Origin of the sequence: Streptomyces sp. Root1310 (assembly GCF_001426425.1) — a bacterium.
Lineage (GTDB): Bacteria > Actinomycetota > Actinomycetes > Streptomycetales > Streptomycetaceae > Streptomyces.
The window spans coordinates 1,055,404-1,071,015 of record NZ_LMEQ01000001.1; the positions used below are offsets into that span (position 1 = coordinate 1,055,404).

Here is a 15,612-nt window from a genome sequence, read left to right on the forward strand (position 1 = left end):
CGGTGCGGTCTGCAGGGTGTCCGGCAGTGGAGCCGGGCCGGCGGTCGAACCGGAGGCGGCGGAGTCGGGCAGCGGGCGTCACTGCTCACCCGCTCCGCCGTTGTCCGGGATCCGACCTCGGCACGACGTGCGCCGAGGTCGGATCCCTGGTCATGCTCTCCCCGCCCGGAGGATCATGCCCACATCAAATCTGCCAACATCGGGAACGGCACGGGGAACAGGAAACGGCGGGGCGGGCTCCCTGGAACAGGGCCCGCCCCAAAAGTCCCAGGGATATCTGGGCGAGGCGATCGTCGGCATCGGAACACTGAAAGCGGCCGGAGCCGAAACAACGCGGCTCCTCGAAGCGGTGGTCCTCGCCCCGTCGGCCGAGCATCTCGGCGCCGGCCGTCACGGACGGCTCCCAGTCGAAGACGACCGCGTTGTCCTCGGGGCCGATGGCGACGCCGTCGCCGCCCCGGGCGCCCGCCTTCATCAACGCGGCCTCCACGCCGAGGCGGTTGAGCCGGTCGGCGAGGTAGCCGACGGCCTCGTCGTTGTTGAAGTCGGTCTGCCGCACCCAGCGTTCGGGCTTCTCGCCCCGGACGCGGAACAGGCCGTCCTCCTCCAGCGTGACGGTGAAGCCGGTGTCGTCGACCGCCTTCGGACGGATGACGATCCGGGTCGCCTCCTCCTTCGGCCTGGCCGCGCGCGCGGCGCCCACCATCTCGGCGACGGCGAAGGACAGCTCCTTGAGGCCCATGTGCGCGACCGCGGACACCTCGAAGACGCGGTATCCGCGCGCCTCCAGATCCGGGCGGACCATCTCGGCGAGGTCCTTGCCGTCCGGTACGTCGATCTTGTTCAGCACCACGAGCCGCGGCCGGTTGCCGAGGCCGCCGTACTGCTTGAGCTCCTCCTCGATCATGTCGAGGTCGGAGAGCGGGTCACGCTCGGACTCCAGGGTCGCCGTGTCCAGCACGTGCACGAGGACGCTGCACCGCTCGACATGGCGCAGGAACTCCAGCCCCAGGCCCTTGCCCTGGCTGGCGCCCGGGATCAGGCCCGGCACGTCGGCGATCGTGTAGACCGTGGAGCCGGCCGTCACCACGCCCAGGTTCGGGACCAGGGTCGTGAACGGGTAGTCCGCGATCTTCGGCTTGGCGGCGGACAGGACGGAGATCAGCGACGACTTGCCCGCGCTCGGGTAACCGACGAGGGCCACGTCCGCGACCGTCTTCAGCTCCAGGACGATGTCCTGGAGGTCGCCGGGCTCGCCGAGCAGCGCGAAGCCGGGCGCCTTGCGGCGGGCCGAGGCGAGCGCCGCGTTGCCGAGGCCGCCGCGGCCGCCCTGGGCGGCGACGAACGAGGTGCCGTGGCCGACCAGGTCCGCCAGCACGTTGCCGGCCTTGTCCTGGATCACGGTGCCGTCCGGGACCGGCAGGATCAGGTCCTGGCCGTCCTTGCCGGAGCGGTTGCCGCCCTCACCCGGCTTGCCGTTGGTGGCGCTGCGGTGGGGCTTGTGGTGGTAGTCGAGGAGCGTGGTGACCGACTGGTCGACGACCAGGATCACATCGCCGCCACGGCCGCCGTTGCCGCCGTCCGGGCCGCCGAGCGGCTTGAACTTCTCACGGTGGACGGAGGCACAGCCGTGGCCTCCGTTACCCGCGGCGACATGCAGTTCGACGCGGTCCACGAAGGTGGTCATGGTGGGTGCCTCCAGCACTACGAAAACGTAAGGAACTATCTACTGCTCTAACACGCGAAAGGCGGACCCGCCTTCCCGGAAGGGAAGTGAGGTCCGCCTCGCGAAATGTTCGGTCGAAGCCGTGAATCAGAGGATTCAGGCGACCGGAACGATGTTCACGACCTTGCGGCCACGGTGGGTACCGAACTCCACCGCACCGGCGTTCAGCGCGAACAGCGTGTCGTCGCCGCCACGGCCGACGCCCGCACCGGGGTGGAAGTGGGTGCCGCGCTGGCGGACCAGGATCTCACCCGCGTTGACGACCTGACCGCCGAAGCGCTTCACGCCGAGCCGCTGGGCATTGGAGTCGCGACCGTTCCGGGTGGACGATGCGCCCTTCTTGTGTGCCATGTCTCCTCAGTCCCTTACTTCGCAGCCGCGGGGATCTCAGTGACCTTGATCGCCGTGTACTGCTGGCGGTGGCCCTGACGACGGCGGTAACCGGTCTTGTTCTTGTAGCGAAGGATGTCGATCTTGACGCCCTTGTGGTGGTCCACGACCTCGGCCTGGACCTTGATGCCGGCCAGCACCCACGGGTCGCTGGTCACAGCGTCGCCGTCGACAACGAGCAGGGTCGAGAGCTCGACCGTGTCGCCAACCTTGGCAGTGGAAATCTTGTCAACCTCAACGATGTCACCGACAGCAACCTTGTGCTGGCGGCCACCGCTGCGCACGATGGCGTACACGCGGATCTCACTCTCTCGCTCTGGGACGGCATCCCCGCAGTCCAGTCGCCCGGGAACGAACACGGACGACCTCTCCCGGCCACCTAGGTACCGGTACCCGGGAGGAAGAGGGTTTACGGAGATGTGGCACGTCAACCGACACGCCGAGGGACAAGGCTACGGGGCCCGGCTTGAGGGGTCAAACCGGGCCCCGTGGCAGGTGGTGGGCAGAGGGCGTGGGCCTACCTGCGGCCTGACTCCGTCAGGAATCGCCGGATGCCTCTCAAGGGCACCTCGATGGCGGGGCGATCCAGCGCCGCACCCTCCAGATGCACGAGAACCCGCACTTCGCCGCGGTCCGCAAACGCCGCCACGACCGCCGAGACACACGACGTGAGGACGTCTTGGACGTAATCCTCGATCTCGACGTCCGTAGGCTCGGTGACCGCCCTGTCCATCGCTCTGGGAGCCGTTGCCACGATGACCGGCGGCGCTCCGTCCTTGAGACGATTTGCCAGAACCTGCACCTCACCCCGGCGGGGCGCTCCCCCGTAGCGCTCATGCGCGAGGGGACCGTTCAGGATCGCGGCATCGCAGTCCCATCCGGTCTCGGGCACCGAGCCCACCCGGATGTCGACCTCGGCGATCCCGCCCAGTGCCGCCCGGCACGCCTCGACGACTCGCTCTGTCCCCGAGGCGATCACGTAGTCCACCTTCATGCCCGCATCACCCGCAACTCATGCTCGGCATGAGACTGGGCCTGCTCAGCTTGGGCAGCACGTCGTCCTGTAGGGCGACCCCGCCGTCCACGACATCGGCCGTGTAGGCCATGCGAGCCGACTCGGGGAGGTCGGAGAGGCTGACCTTGGTGCGGGTCATCGTGTAGGACCCCTCCTTCTTGAACGCCTTGAACGCCCGGCGCGCATACTCCGCCGCACCCCTTTCCGTGAAGGAGAAGTACTTGACGCCCTGGGTGCTCCTGAAGGCGCGGTTCTTGTGGATGTCGTCCCGCTCCATGCCCTTGACCGCCCGCCAGAGGTAGATCTCGTCCGGCCCCAGGTCACCGCCACGGTTGTGCACCAGGAGCGGCGATTGGCCCGCGACCACATAGTAGGTGTGGATGCCTGCGACGGTGAGGTCGTACGTCCGCTGCCGCTCCTCGAATTGGCGCACACCCACGAGGTCGACCGTGGCTCCGTCGGGTGTGCGCAGGGTCATGCCCGGCTTCAGGTCACCGGCGTCGACCCACTCTCCCTCGGACTCCGCCCAGAAGGGATGTGTGGTGGTGGACACCAGTTTCGCCGAGGCGCCGGCGTCCGTGGTGATGGTGAGGTCGACGAAGTGCTTGTCGTCCTTCGTGACGATGGTGCCGACGACCTCCCGGACCGTCGTCTCGCCCGTCTCCGGGTCGGTCACCACGACCTCGTCACCGAGTTTGACGTTCTCGATGGGGCGGCTGGTGCCGTCAGCGAAGAGAACCTTCGTACCGGGCAGGAAGCTGTGGTTCTCGATCTCGCACGAGGTCTTGTTCCTCTTGAGGGCCTGCGCCGCCTTCTTCTTCGCGGCGGCCAGTTTCTCCGCGGCCTTGGTGAGACCACCCCTCGCCTTGCCGAGTGCCTTGTTGGCCTTGAACAGGCTCTTGGCTCCGCCGATCAGGTCTCCGACCAGGCCGGTGACCCGCTTGGCGAGTTTGAGGCCCTTGGCCCACTTCCACGGGGCGCCGTACTTGGCGAGGATCTTGCCCGCCAGGCCGCCGGCGAAGCTGCCTGCGATGTTGAGCAGGGTTTCGCCGCAGGCTCCGACGTCGCCGCTGGAGATGCAGTCCAGGGCCGCGTCCACGCCGAGGATGTCCCGGGCGATCTTGATCAGGGCCTTGCCCGCGGACTTGATGCGCTGCTTGGCGGAGGACTGCTGCTGTTGCGCCGCCGCCACGTCACCGGATGCCTTGCTGACTTCCGACTGCGCATTGGAGACTTCCGGATCGGTGTCGGTGACCGGGATGCCGCCACGGCATTCGATCAGGCCCTCCCGGCACTCCGGGACGATCATGCCGGTGGGGTCGGCGTGGGTGACCGGGGAGTTGTTGGCGTAGGCGTAGCCGTTGATCTGCTGCGGCTGGGTGTAGTCGATGACAGGGTCGACGGATATGAACTTGCCGATGACCGCGTCGTACTCCCGTGCTCCCAGGCGGGTGAGCCCGGTCGAGGCGTCGATCGTGCCTCCGACGAAGCCCTTCTGCCCGGGCCAGACGCCGGTCGTCGCACCCCGTTCGACGCCGAAGGGATCGAAGCGCCGCTGGGCTACCGCACCCGTCGCGCTGTCGATGGCCAGTTCGCCCGTCTCGTGGTGGTCGGAGGCGACGAAGGACAGCTTGCCGCCGCCTCGGACGGCGACGGTCTGTTCGGCGTAGTCGTAGTAGCGCGTGGCCTCCTTCTTGGTGCCGTCGGCGGACAGCTTCAGCTCGGTGCCCGGCAGGTAGACAGTCGTGCCGGAGGTGTCCTTGCGCTGGATACGGGCACCGGTCGAGTCGTACAGGTAGCTGGCCTTCGAGCCGTTCGCCTCGGTGACGTCGGTCAGGGTCCCGGAATCGCTCCAGACCAGCGACTGGGCGTCGCCACCGATGGTGCGCTTGGTGGTGTTGCCGGAGTCGTCGTACTCGTACGTCGACTGCTTGTTCCCGGTGGGGGTCGTCTCCGTGGCCTTGGTGACCTGGTGCGGTCCGTCACCGAGGGCGCCCGCGCCGCCGTACTCGTAGCCGCGGGTGATGTTCTTGGCCGCGTTCAGACCTGTGTCGTGGAGGGTCTCCGAGGTCCGGTTGCCGAGGGCGTCGGTCTCGTACGACTTCCAGTACGGGGCCGGACCGCCCAGCGCGCTCGAACCGGCGGCGGAGTCGCAGGCCGTGGGCCCGGTGCCGTCCACCGGCGTGGTGGAGCCGCGGGTCCCGGAGCCGGCCGCGGTCGTCGCGGTGGCCGCCGGGGTCCAGGCGTCCGACAGGCGCTGCCGGCCGTCGTAGGCGAAGCACTGCACGTCCGGCGAAGCGGAGTTCGCCGAGTCCGCGATGGACAGGACGTTGCCCGCCTGGTCGTAGGCGTAGTTCGCGTCCTTGGCCGGGGCGGTCGCGCCGTAGACGTCGACCGTCGAACGGGTCAGGCGATCGGTGCCCTTCTCGTAGTCGAAGGTCTGCCACACCTTCTTGCCACTGCCCGCGTACAGCTCCAGCTGCTGGAGCTGGCTGTCCCGGGAATAGACCGTGTTGGTGACGTACGAGGAGGTACCCGTCATCGTCATGGGGCGCTGAAGGGAGTCGTACGTGTACGTCAGCGCCTCAGCCGGCAGGTCGCCGATGGCCGGCAGTCCCGAGGACTGGAGCGTGCCGTCACGGTTGTACGTCGAGGTGAAGACGTAGGTACCGGTCAGCGCTCCCTGCGAAGCGGGAACCTGGTACGCGGTCTTCAGCGGACGGTAGAACTCGTCCATGCTCTGGACGGCCACCGCGAAGTACTCCGTGGCGGAGACGTAGCTCAGATGACCGTAGGGCTGACCCAGCCAACCCGCCTTGTCGTACTTGGTCTCCGAGAGCTTGGTTCCCGTGTCCGCGTCGCCCTGCCAGGTCGAGATGGCGCGACCGAGCTTGTCGTAGACCGTGGATACCTTCTTGTCGCGGCCGTCGTACGTGACGACCGGCCGGTCCAGCTCGTCGTACTCCGTGCGCGAGGTACCCGCGTCCGGGTCGATCGACTTGGTCTGGCGGCCCAGCTGGTCGTACTCGTAGCGCCACACGTTGTTCTTGGCGTCGGTGACCGTCTCCAGCAGACCGTTCGTGTTGTACGTGTACCTGGTCGAGTCGTACGGCACACCGGCTCCGGGAGAGGAGCCCCTGTAATGCCGGATCTCGGAGACGTTCCCCTGTCCGTCGTTGACGGTCGTCGTGGGCACGCCGCCGACCGGCGGGTCGACGTGGGTCAGCTCGCCGTCGTACGTCGTCGTGGTCCGCCACTGCTCAGCGCCGGATACCGCGAGGATCTCAGCCGTCGCCCGGCCCAGGCCGTCGTACTCGAGCAGGCTCTGCGCGCCGACCTGGCCGTTGCTCACGAGCAGCAGCTCGTCCGAGGCCGCGTCGGCCGCATTGTAGGTGGAGTTGGTCTTCCTGACGTTGCCCGTGGCGTCGTACCAGGTGTCGGCGACCATGCGGGTGCCGTCCGGACCTTCGGTCTGGATCTGGCGGGCCCGCAGCATGCTGTCGTAGAGCTGGTACTCGGCGCCGTAGGAGCCGTCGTTCTCGATCTTCTCCGTCTTGATCGAGGTGACCTTGTCCTTGCGGACGTTGTACGAGTACTTGATGCTCGGCGTCTGCGTGGACGCGCGGTCGGCCAGCCACACCGAGGTCAGACGGCCCAGCGCGTCGTAGGCCAGGTCCGTCCGCTTGCCGTTCGGGTCGGTCTGGCCTGACGACATGCCCCAGGCGGGGGCGTAGTCGGTGGTGGTGTTGTGCCCGAGCGCGTTGGTGACGACCGTCTTCGTCAGCAGGCCGTTGGTCTCGGTGTAGACGGTCTTCGTCTGGTCCGACGTCCCGTACTGCTTGGCGTCTTTCTGGCTCAGCGGGCGGCCGTAGGCGTCGTAGGTCGTGGCGCCGGTGATCTGGTAGGTGGCCGTGGTGCCGTCGTGCGAGGTGAGCCGCTCGGTCTTGGTCGCGTCACCCTTGGTCGGTGCCGCGCCGAACGCGCCTCCGTCGTACGAGGTGCGCTCGTCCCCCAGGACCTGGGTCTTGCGGTCCGGTGTCGTGGCGCACTTGACCGACACGACCTCGCTGCGGGCCGGCAGCGACAGGATGTTCTTCGCCGCGTTGTCCGCGTAGGTCGTACGCGTGCAGGTGTCGTCCTTCGTGGTGGAGACGTCGCCCTGGTCGTCGACGGTCAGGGTGCGGCCGGTGCCGTTGGACGTGTCGTACGTCGTCGTGGACTTCGTCTCGCTCCAGCTGCCGTCGGACTTCAGGCTGAAGCCCCGGCCGGTCTGGGTACGCACGATCACCGCGTTGCTGGTGCCCCAGCTGTTCTTCTGCGTGGCGGTGTTGTACTTGAAGGGCGTGTTGATCGTCTTGCCGACCAGCTTGGCGCCGTCGTAGGTGGCGACCTCCAGCTGCTGGCCGGTGAACTCCTCCTCGTCGGTGTACGAGGCTCCTGTGGAGTCCTTCACCGTGACCGAGCGGGTGTTGCCGTCGGCGTCCTTGTCGCCGTCCATGCCCTGGAGGAACGTGTAGTCGACGCGGGACTTCTGCACATCGGCCGTACCGCTGGTGACCTTGACCTTGCCGTAGCCCTGCCAGCCACCCCAGGTCAGGTACTTGGCGTCGGTGATGCCGTCCGGCTTCCCCTTACGCCAGGCCGCGTCACCCTGGTAGTCGTAACGAGTGACCATCGAGTCGCTGCCGCCGGTGCGGTCCGTCTCGATGACCGCCGAGACCACGTACTTGTGGAACCAGTCCGTGATCGGGTCGGTGTACCCGGGCGGGGCCCACTTCACGGGGTAGCAGCGCTTCGTCGACTCGCCCGGCTTCGGCAGCGAGGCCTTCGCACAGTCGGTCGGCGCATAGGTGACGTCGAGCTGCGCGCCCGTCTCGCTGAGGACCATCGAGAGGCGGAAGCGGTAGAAGGGGGCGATGTTGTCGCCGATGGCGTCGACGCGGTTGGCGAGCTGCTCGCCGAAGAGGTCCACGGACGGCAGCTTCACCGCCGTGCCGACCCGGCCCTCATTCTCGATCTTCGACAGCCACAGCGTCTTGGAGTCGTCACCGTTGTCCGTGAACAGGTGCGTGAAACTCCAGGCGTCCACGTCCTGGTACGTCGTGGCGTCCTTGCGCATCTGCGTCACGACCGACGTCAGCCGCTTCGTCGTGAAGAAGGTCGCGACGGGCGAGGTGCACTTGGTGGCGGACTTGCACTCCTGGTCGACCGGAACGTCCGGCCAGTGGGAGGCGTTCGCCTTGGTGCGCTTGCTCTCCGCACAGTCGAAGTCGGAGGTCACCAGGCAGCGTTCGGCGGTGTTGAAGACGATCCGGGCCGGGGCCTTCGCCGCGTAGACCTTGGTGTCCTGCTGGCCGTAGTCGATGCGCTTCAGGTAGCCGCCGCGGTGGTACGCGGTGCCGTTGACGTCCGTCTTGCCATTGAGCGCGTAGTAGTTGGTCTCCCGGTCGTAGAAGTAGGACATCACGTTGCCGTGCGTGTCCTTGACGTAGTCCAGGCTCCAACGCCACGCCTGCTGGCAGTACGCGCTCGTGAAGGTGGCGTTGTAGCACGGCTCACCCGAGTCGTCACCGAAGACGGGGGTCGTCCAGGTGGAGTTGGTCTCCTCGTTCCCGGTGGCCCAGCCCGGCAGACGGTTCTGGCCGAAGTAGTACTCGGTGCCGTCCGAGGTGGTGATGCGCCAGTACTCGCCGTCGTTGTCGCCGTTGGTGGCGCCCGTCAGCTTCTCGACCTTGCTGCCGTCGTCGGACGACATGTGCCACTTGCCGGTGGTGTCGTCCTTGACCAGCTCACCGGAAGAGCCGTTGAGCATGACGGTGGCGTTCTCGAACGCCCAGCACTGCTCGGCCGAGCTGTCATGGCCGTCCTCGGAGCACGGCTTGTAGCGCCGCTCGATGTAGCCGGGGTCGTAGGAGAAACCCTCACCGATCCAGGAACCCTGGTTGTTCGTGGCCGAGGTACGGCCGTCCGCCGACTGGGAGGAATAGCCGAGACCAACGGTCGGGGTGAGGCCGCCCGGGGTCGGGACGGACCGGAAGGGGTAGTTCCAGTTGAAGGCGCCGGAGGAGGTGGCGACACTCCAACTGGCCGAGGGGGCGAGAGCCGTGGCCTTGTAGGTGCCCTGGGCGCTGGACGGACCCGCCGCCACCGCCACCAGGGAGGTCGCGGTACCGGCCATCGTCGAGACGCCCTCGGCGGGAGCCGGGGCGGCCGTCACATCGGCCGAGACCGTGCCCGACTTCACGTCGTTCACCGTCGGCAGCGCCTTCGGCTGCTCCGGACACGCCTTGCTGCCCGGAGTGGCGACCGCGGCACACGCCGGGAGCTGCACCAGTTGCAAACGGGAGGCGTAGGAGCCGCCGAAGCCCTCGGCGAACTCCGAGTAGTCGACCGTGAGGCGGACCTTGGCGGCCGCGTCCTCACCGTCGGCACGCTCCACACCCAGGAGGACACCCGCACCGAGCTGCTGGGCACGCTTCGGGTCGAGAACGTCCACGCGGACCTTCTCGGCCGCCTCGGACGCCGAGACGCCCTTCGCGGCCTTGGACGTCTTGGACGCCTTCAGCGCCTTGCCGACCTTGACCGGCAGACCACCGGCCTCGGTCGCTCCGGCCGCGCCGACACTCACCTCGGCGCCGCCCTGCTTGGGCCACACCGCCTTGTCGAGACCCTTGACCGCCGCCTTGCGCGCCGGATCGGAAGGGCGGGACTTCGCTTTCGCGTCGGACCCCTTGGCGGGATCACCGTCGTCCTGGACGCCGGGGCGGCTGGTGCGGCCCCGGTCGCCGTCGTCGAGCGCCAATCTGGGCATGCGGCGGCTCAGTGAGCGGCCACGGAAAAACATTCGGAGACTTTCTGATCGAGGGAGAACGTGTTGAAGGGAAGGAGAAAGAAAGGTGACAGGACAGGTGTGCCGGGCCCCCTCAAAGGACCCGGCACACCTCAGAACTGACGATCTGTCCGATCGGTCAGAGGTCGGAAACGGCGGTCAGCGCGGACATCTGCTGCACCGCGATCTGGTCGGCGGCTCCGCTGTAGACGCGGACCTCGTCGATCGCGCCGGCGAAGTACTCGCTCGCCCCGCGCAGCGAACGGCCCACCTGGAGACCACCGGTGGCGGGCCACAGGGTGTCGTCCGTGCCGTAGGCGCCGGCGACCAGCTGGCCCTCGACGTACAGGCGGATCGAGTTGGCGAAGGCGTCGTAGACCACCGCCAGGTGCTGGCCGGAGCCGCCGGTGTCGGGCAGTTCCTGGTCGTCGGTGAAGGTGACGACCGCGGGGGCGGCCACGTCCGACTTGGCGACGGCCAGCTCCCACTGGCCGGTGGTCGCCTGGTAACGGACCTGCACACGGTTGGCGTTGGCGCCCGGCAGGGACAGCACCGTCTGCGACTTCTCCGGGTCCAGCGAGGTGAGCTGGGCGCGGGCGCTCACGGTGAAGCTGCTGTTGCCGGTGACCGGGGCGGTCGCGGTGGACGCGTAGTCCCCGTCACCGTCCAGCACCAGGTTGCCGTCGCCCACCAGGGCGGCCGTGTCGAACAGCGGGTCGGCGGGGCGGTAGATGGAGGCGTTGCCCGCCAGGGTGAGGGCCTGGCCGCCGCCGGTCTCGACGGAGGCGCCGCTGGCGGCGTCGTCGAGCTGCCAGTAGCCCTTGCGGGCCGGCTTGACGGTCAGCAGCTCGGAGACCTCCGTCGCCGAGACGACGCGGTCGAAGACGCGGACCTCGGCGAGGTCACCGGAGAAGTTGTCGCGGTAGCCGCTCTTGGCCGTGGACCGGCCGATCTGCAGCGGGCCGTACGACTTCCAGGTGGAGCGCCGGATGGTGGAGGCCTTCAGGTCCTTGTTGATGTAGAGCTGGAGCTGCGGGCCGCCGGTCTTCTGCGCGTCGTACACGCCGGTCAGCAGCACCCACTGGTCCTTGACCACGGAGATTCCGGTGGAGACGGCCTTCCACTCGCCGAGCGAGTCCACGTCGTTGACCGGGACGGAGAACTTCCAGGTCTGCGCGGACGCGTCGTAGCCGAGGGTGAAGCCGGGTTCGCCGGTGCCGTCCTGGCTGATCACCGTCATGTTCTTGTCCAGCGCGGTGGGCCGGACCCAGGCGCTGACGCTGAAGCTCTTGGCGGAGTCGAGCACGGTCTCGCTTGCGTCGAGGTAGGACTCGGCGGTGCCGTCGAAGCGGGCGGCCTTGTCGGCCTTCCCGCCGGGACCGTCCACGCCGAAGGTGACGGCGCTGCCCGCGGTCGCCGAGTACTCACCGCTCTCGTCGTGGGCTTCGCCGCCGGCCTCGTCGGCGAGGTTCCACTGACCGACGACCGGCCGGCCCTCGGCCACCAGGAAGTCGTACGAGTTGCTCGCGGCGTGCGTCGCCTTGTCGATGGCGATCACCTCGAGCACGTGCCGCCCGGCCCGGGTCGGCACCCAGCTCGCGGTGACGGAGCCACCGCCGGTGGTCGGGGTGAGGGTGGTCAGCGCGGCGCCGTCGAAGGAGTACTGGTACTTGACGACGTCGGTGTCCGGGATGGAGTCGTTCGGGTTGGGCGAGAAGGTGAAGGTGCCGTAGGTGCCCACGCCGTCGTGGTAGACGGTGTCGGACGGGTACTGCTTGGACAGCACGTTCGGCTTGCCCGGCCAGGTCTTGTCGTAGATGAACTCGCAGCGCTGGGCGGGGTCCCCCTCCGAGCTCCACGGGCCGTTGCCGTCACCGTCGTTGGCGCGTGCGCTCCAGTAGATGACGGTGTTCTGCGGGATCGTCGACTTGACGGTGTGCTCGAACTTGGTGTTCGCGGTCGGGGAGAGCGCGTCCTTCGTGATGTAGGTGTACGAGCCCGGGGTGGTCCCGCCCCACTCGATCTTGAACTCGACCTTCACCTTGTCGGTCTGGCCGTTGCCGTGGTCGGGGTCGCTGGCGATGGCGCGCAGCTTCGGCGGAGTGTCGACGTAGGGACGGTTCGCACCCCACTTGCACACGCCACCGGGGTCGGTCGACATGTCCGACGTCTTGATCTGCCGCGGCAGGTTGTTGTACGAGACGGACAGGTAGGCGTTGCCGCAGATCCGCTTCCACTCGGCGAAACGGGACTCGTCGGCGGCGCGCAGGCCCAGCGTCATCGAGTTCCAGCCGCCGGCCGCCGCCGTCTTGATCTCGCTCGTCAGCTCACCGCTCGCGCCGCTCTCGAAGTGCAGGTTGGCCTGGCTGGAGCAGGAGGTCGGGGAGATCGCCTTGTCGACGGTCTGCAGATAGTCGTCCCAGTCGTCCGAGGTGTTGGACCAGTTGCTGGACGAGGAGAGCGAGTAGTTCTGGCCGCCGATCCGGTACAGCTGGATGGGCTCGGCGGTCGGGGAGGCGCTGTAGATGTGCTCGACGCGGGCGGAGAACGTCGCGCCCAGGATCTGCTTCCCCTTGTAGAAGGAGAGCGGCATCGTGAACATCACGCGGCGCGTGCCGACGCCGTTGCAGGAGACCGGGTTGTAGTCGGTCGGGCACTTGCCCACGCCCGCGCTGCCGGAGTACTTCCAGTCCTGCTCGCTGGGCATCCCGGACATGACGCCGGTCCAGGAGGTCCGCGAGGTGGTGCGCTGGATCGGGTCGATGACGACCGGGAAGACGGTGTTCGCGCCCTTCAGGAGCTTCTGGTCGGGGACGAGACGCAGCTTGCCCTTGCCGACCTCGACGCCCAGCGGAGCGACGCGACCGCCGCCGCCCGGGCCCTCGAGCGCTGCCTCCGGGGCGGCCTGCGGGCCGGGGGTGGCCGTGGCGGCCGTCGGGGCGACGGTCGTGCCGGCCGCGGCGGCGGTGTCGTCGGCGCCGGCCACGGCGGCCGACGCCGCCTTCAGCGCCTTCGCGACCGCCTTCGGGCCCTGCTTCCTGGCGGTGGCCTCCTGGACGGCGGCCGAGTCCCACATCGAGGGCTTGCCCGCCTGGAAGACGGTGCCGCCGACGACGGAGTCCTCCGCGACGATCGCTCCGGTGGCGTCCTCGGTGACCTTCAGGCCGTCGGTCGCCATGCCCAGGTCGAGCTGGGTGAGCCTCGGATCGGCCGCGGCCTCCGGCGTCTTGACGACGAGCAGGTGACCGAAGCCGTCGGCCTCGGCCCGCACCGTCAGGTCCACGCCGGGCAGGGCGTCGGCGTACGTGGCCGTGTCCCCTTCGACCGTCGGCGCGGGCAGCTTGCCGTACGGCCAGGTCAGGGCGAACTCACGGCCCGCCCGCAGCATCGTCACGAACGGCTTGCCCGCCTGGCCGGCGGAGAAGCTGAGGTCGACGGTGGCGGCCTTCGGGCCCCAGCTGCCGTCGGCGTGCTTCACCAGCGTGGCGTCGACCTTGACCCACTTGCCGCCCTGCACCGTGCGCACCGGCTCGGTGTACTCACGGGCGGTGAACGTGCCGTCGGGCTCCGCGAAGATCTCCCGGCGCTCCGTCCGCAGACCCACGACCTCGGTCTTCCTACCGCTGTCCTTGGCGACGGCCATGGCCTGCTGCTCGGTCACCATCGGCTGGTCGGCGGCGACCGGTGCCGGTCCGGCCGGGCCGCCGCCCGGCAGGACCGCCAGGGTCCCGGCCGTCACCGCGCCGGCGACGGCGGCCGCGACGGCGGCGCGCACCAGCACGCCACGCCGTATCGGTCTCTGTGTGTCTGCGGACACGCGTCCACTCTCCCGTTGGGTCAGGTCAGTTGTGTCGAGTTTTTTGCGGGAAGTCGGTCGTCTGTCGTGAGCCGTCATCGGATCACCGTCCCGAACGCGGTGCCGCCGGCGGGGATACCGCCCTCACCGGGCTTCCAGGTCTGGGTCGGCGCGCCGCCCGTGGTCACGTTCCACGGGAAGCCATGGACCGCGCGGCCCTCGGCCGGCCCGTAGGGCACACCCACGTACAGCAGCGACGGGCCGGCTCCGAGGCCGGTGCCCGCGTACGTCCGGGCCGACGGACCGGAGGGGATCCCGTTGCCGGGCTCGATCCACGCGTCCGAGGCGCCCGGCGTCCCGATCATCGGGAAGATCTGGACACCGCCGGCCTCCGGGGCGTCCTCGGTGGACTCCTCGCCGGGAACGCCCACCGCGAGGCGCATGGTGGCCGCCGTACTCACCACGTTGGTGGTGGTGTTGACCGCGGCGAGCCGCTGGCCGAAGAAGTCGCCGGCCTCGGCGGTCCCCTCGACGTCCCCCGCGGCGTTTTCCTGGTTCTGGTCGATCCAGTTGAGGAGGACGACCGTGCCGTCGGCCTTGATGTGGTAGACGTGCACCGCTCCGGCGTCGACGGTGGTGCCGAGGTCCTCCCCCGGCACGCCCACGGCGAGCAGCGAGTCGGTGATGGTGGCCGCGCCCGTCGGGCGGTACGGGGCCATCGCGAGGGCGGCGCCGTACCGGTCGTCGGTCTGGGCGGCCAGATCCGGGTTCGTCCCGACGGTGCGGGCCTGCCCCATGCCGAAGAGGGGGTCGGGGATGCCGTTGGTGTTGATCGACGGCCGGAAGGCGACGACACCGCCCGCGAACGCGGCCGTGCCGAGGCTCTCGCCGGGAGCGCCGACCACGAAGTGGCGGTCGGTGGCGGAGATCGAGGCGCCGAAACGGTCGTAGGGCTCGGCGTCCTCCCACACTCCGGTGGTGGCCTGGCCCACGGACGCGGCCTGGTAGTCGGTGCCGTAGACGTAGCCGATCACGCCGATGTCCGCGCCGGCCGCGCCGTCCTCGCCCGGAATTCCGATGACCAGGAACGGGAAGCCGGTGGTCGAGGTGCCGGCCGCCACCGCGTAGCCGAGCCAGTCGTCGGTCTCGGGGCCGCCGCCCAGCGGCTGGGTCTCGCCCTGGACGAAGCCCTTGCTGTTGAACTCCGACCCGACGGCGGTCGTCGAGCCGTAGATCACCTGGACGTAGCCCGCGTCCTTGACGGTGCCGACGTCCTCGTACGGGATACCGACGGCGAGGTCGCTGCAGCCGTCCTTGTTGGCGTCGTACACCGCGAGCGAGAAGCCGAACTGGTCCCCGTCCTCGGGGGCGTCCGCCACATTGGCGGTGTCCTGCGAGATCTCGACGACCCCCTTGCCGCCGCCGAGCACGATGTGGACCAGGCCCGCCCGGGCGTGGCCCGACACGGTGGCGTCGGGATCGGCGATGGCCGTGTCCCGGACGCCGTCGCCGTTGAAGTCGGACGAGGTGCCGGCCGTGCAGGCGGCGGCGGCCGCGGCCGGAGGCGCGCCGGTGCCCAGGCCCAGGAGCAGCAGCGCCGCCGCCAGCGATCCCGCGGCGACACGTCGGACGCCTGAGCCGGCCGGTGCCGGTGTCGGGTGTCTTCGGCCGGACGGGCGACGGCGGACCGTCTGGTCTCCCGTCCGGTGTCCGCGTGCGGACATGGGTGTTCCTCCCCGTGAGGCTGGGTGTGCTTCTGGTGTCTGCGCGGTGCGTCACCGCCGTGTCCGGACGACCGGACGCGGCGGTGACGAACCGAAGGAAGTGGAGAGCCGCCAGGGCGGAAGGACCGCGGC

The 15,612-nt window shown here is 69.1% G+C and carries 6 protein-coding genes and 1 pseudogene; all 7 read right to left on the reverse strand.

Going from position 1 to position 15,612, the window contains the following annotated elements; genetic code table 11:
• Positions 1–331: 331 nt before the first annotated feature.
• Positions 332–1,687: pseudogene (gene obgE / locus ASD48_RS04735) on the reverse strand (GTPase ObgE); the annotation flags it as partial.
• A 135-nt stretch (positions 1,688–1,822) separates the two neighbouring features.
• Positions 1,823–2,077, reverse strand: coding sequence for a 50S ribosomal protein L27 (gene rpmA / locus ASD48_RS04740; protein WP_007381992.1), 255 nt, complete (start codon positions 2,075–2,077; stop codon positions 1,823–1,825).
• 14 nt (positions 2,078–2,091) lie between these two features.
• Positions 2,092–2,412 (reverse strand): 50S ribosomal protein L21, encoded by a 321-nt coding sequence (rplU, locus tag ASD48_RS04745; RefSeq protein ID WP_007381993.1) that lies wholly within the window; start codon positions 2,410–2,412, stop codon positions 2,092–2,094.
• A gap of 221 nt (positions 2,413–2,633) precedes the next feature.
• Positions 2,634–3,110 (reverse strand): hypothetical protein, encoded by a 477-nt coding sequence (locus tag ASD48_RS04750; RefSeq protein WP_057600053.1) that lies wholly within the window; start codon positions 3,108–3,110, stop codon positions 2,634–2,636.
• Positions 3,111–3,117: 7 nt separating this feature from the next.
• The gene (locus ASD48_RS04755) at positions 3,118–9,942 is read right to left on the reverse strand and encodes a polymorphic toxin-type HINT domain-containing protein (protein WP_242432502.1); all 6,825 of its coding nucleotides are present in this window, start codon (positions 9,940–9,942) and stop codon (positions 3,118–3,120) included.
• A 157-nt stretch (positions 9,943–10,099) separates the two neighbouring features.
• Positions 10,100–13,777, reverse strand: coding sequence for a LamG domain-containing protein (locus ASD48_RS04760; protein ID WP_157880602.1), 3,678 nt, complete (start codon positions 13,775–13,777; stop codon positions 10,100–10,102).
• A 74-nt stretch (positions 13,778–13,851) separates the two neighbouring features.
• Complete coding sequence (locus ASD48_RS04765) at positions 13,852–15,480, reverse strand: FG-GAP repeat protein (RefSeq protein ID WP_057600055.1); 1,629 nt, start codon at positions 15,478–15,480, stop codon at positions 13,852–13,854.
• Between the last annotated feature and the right edge of the window lie 132 nt (positions 15,481–15,612).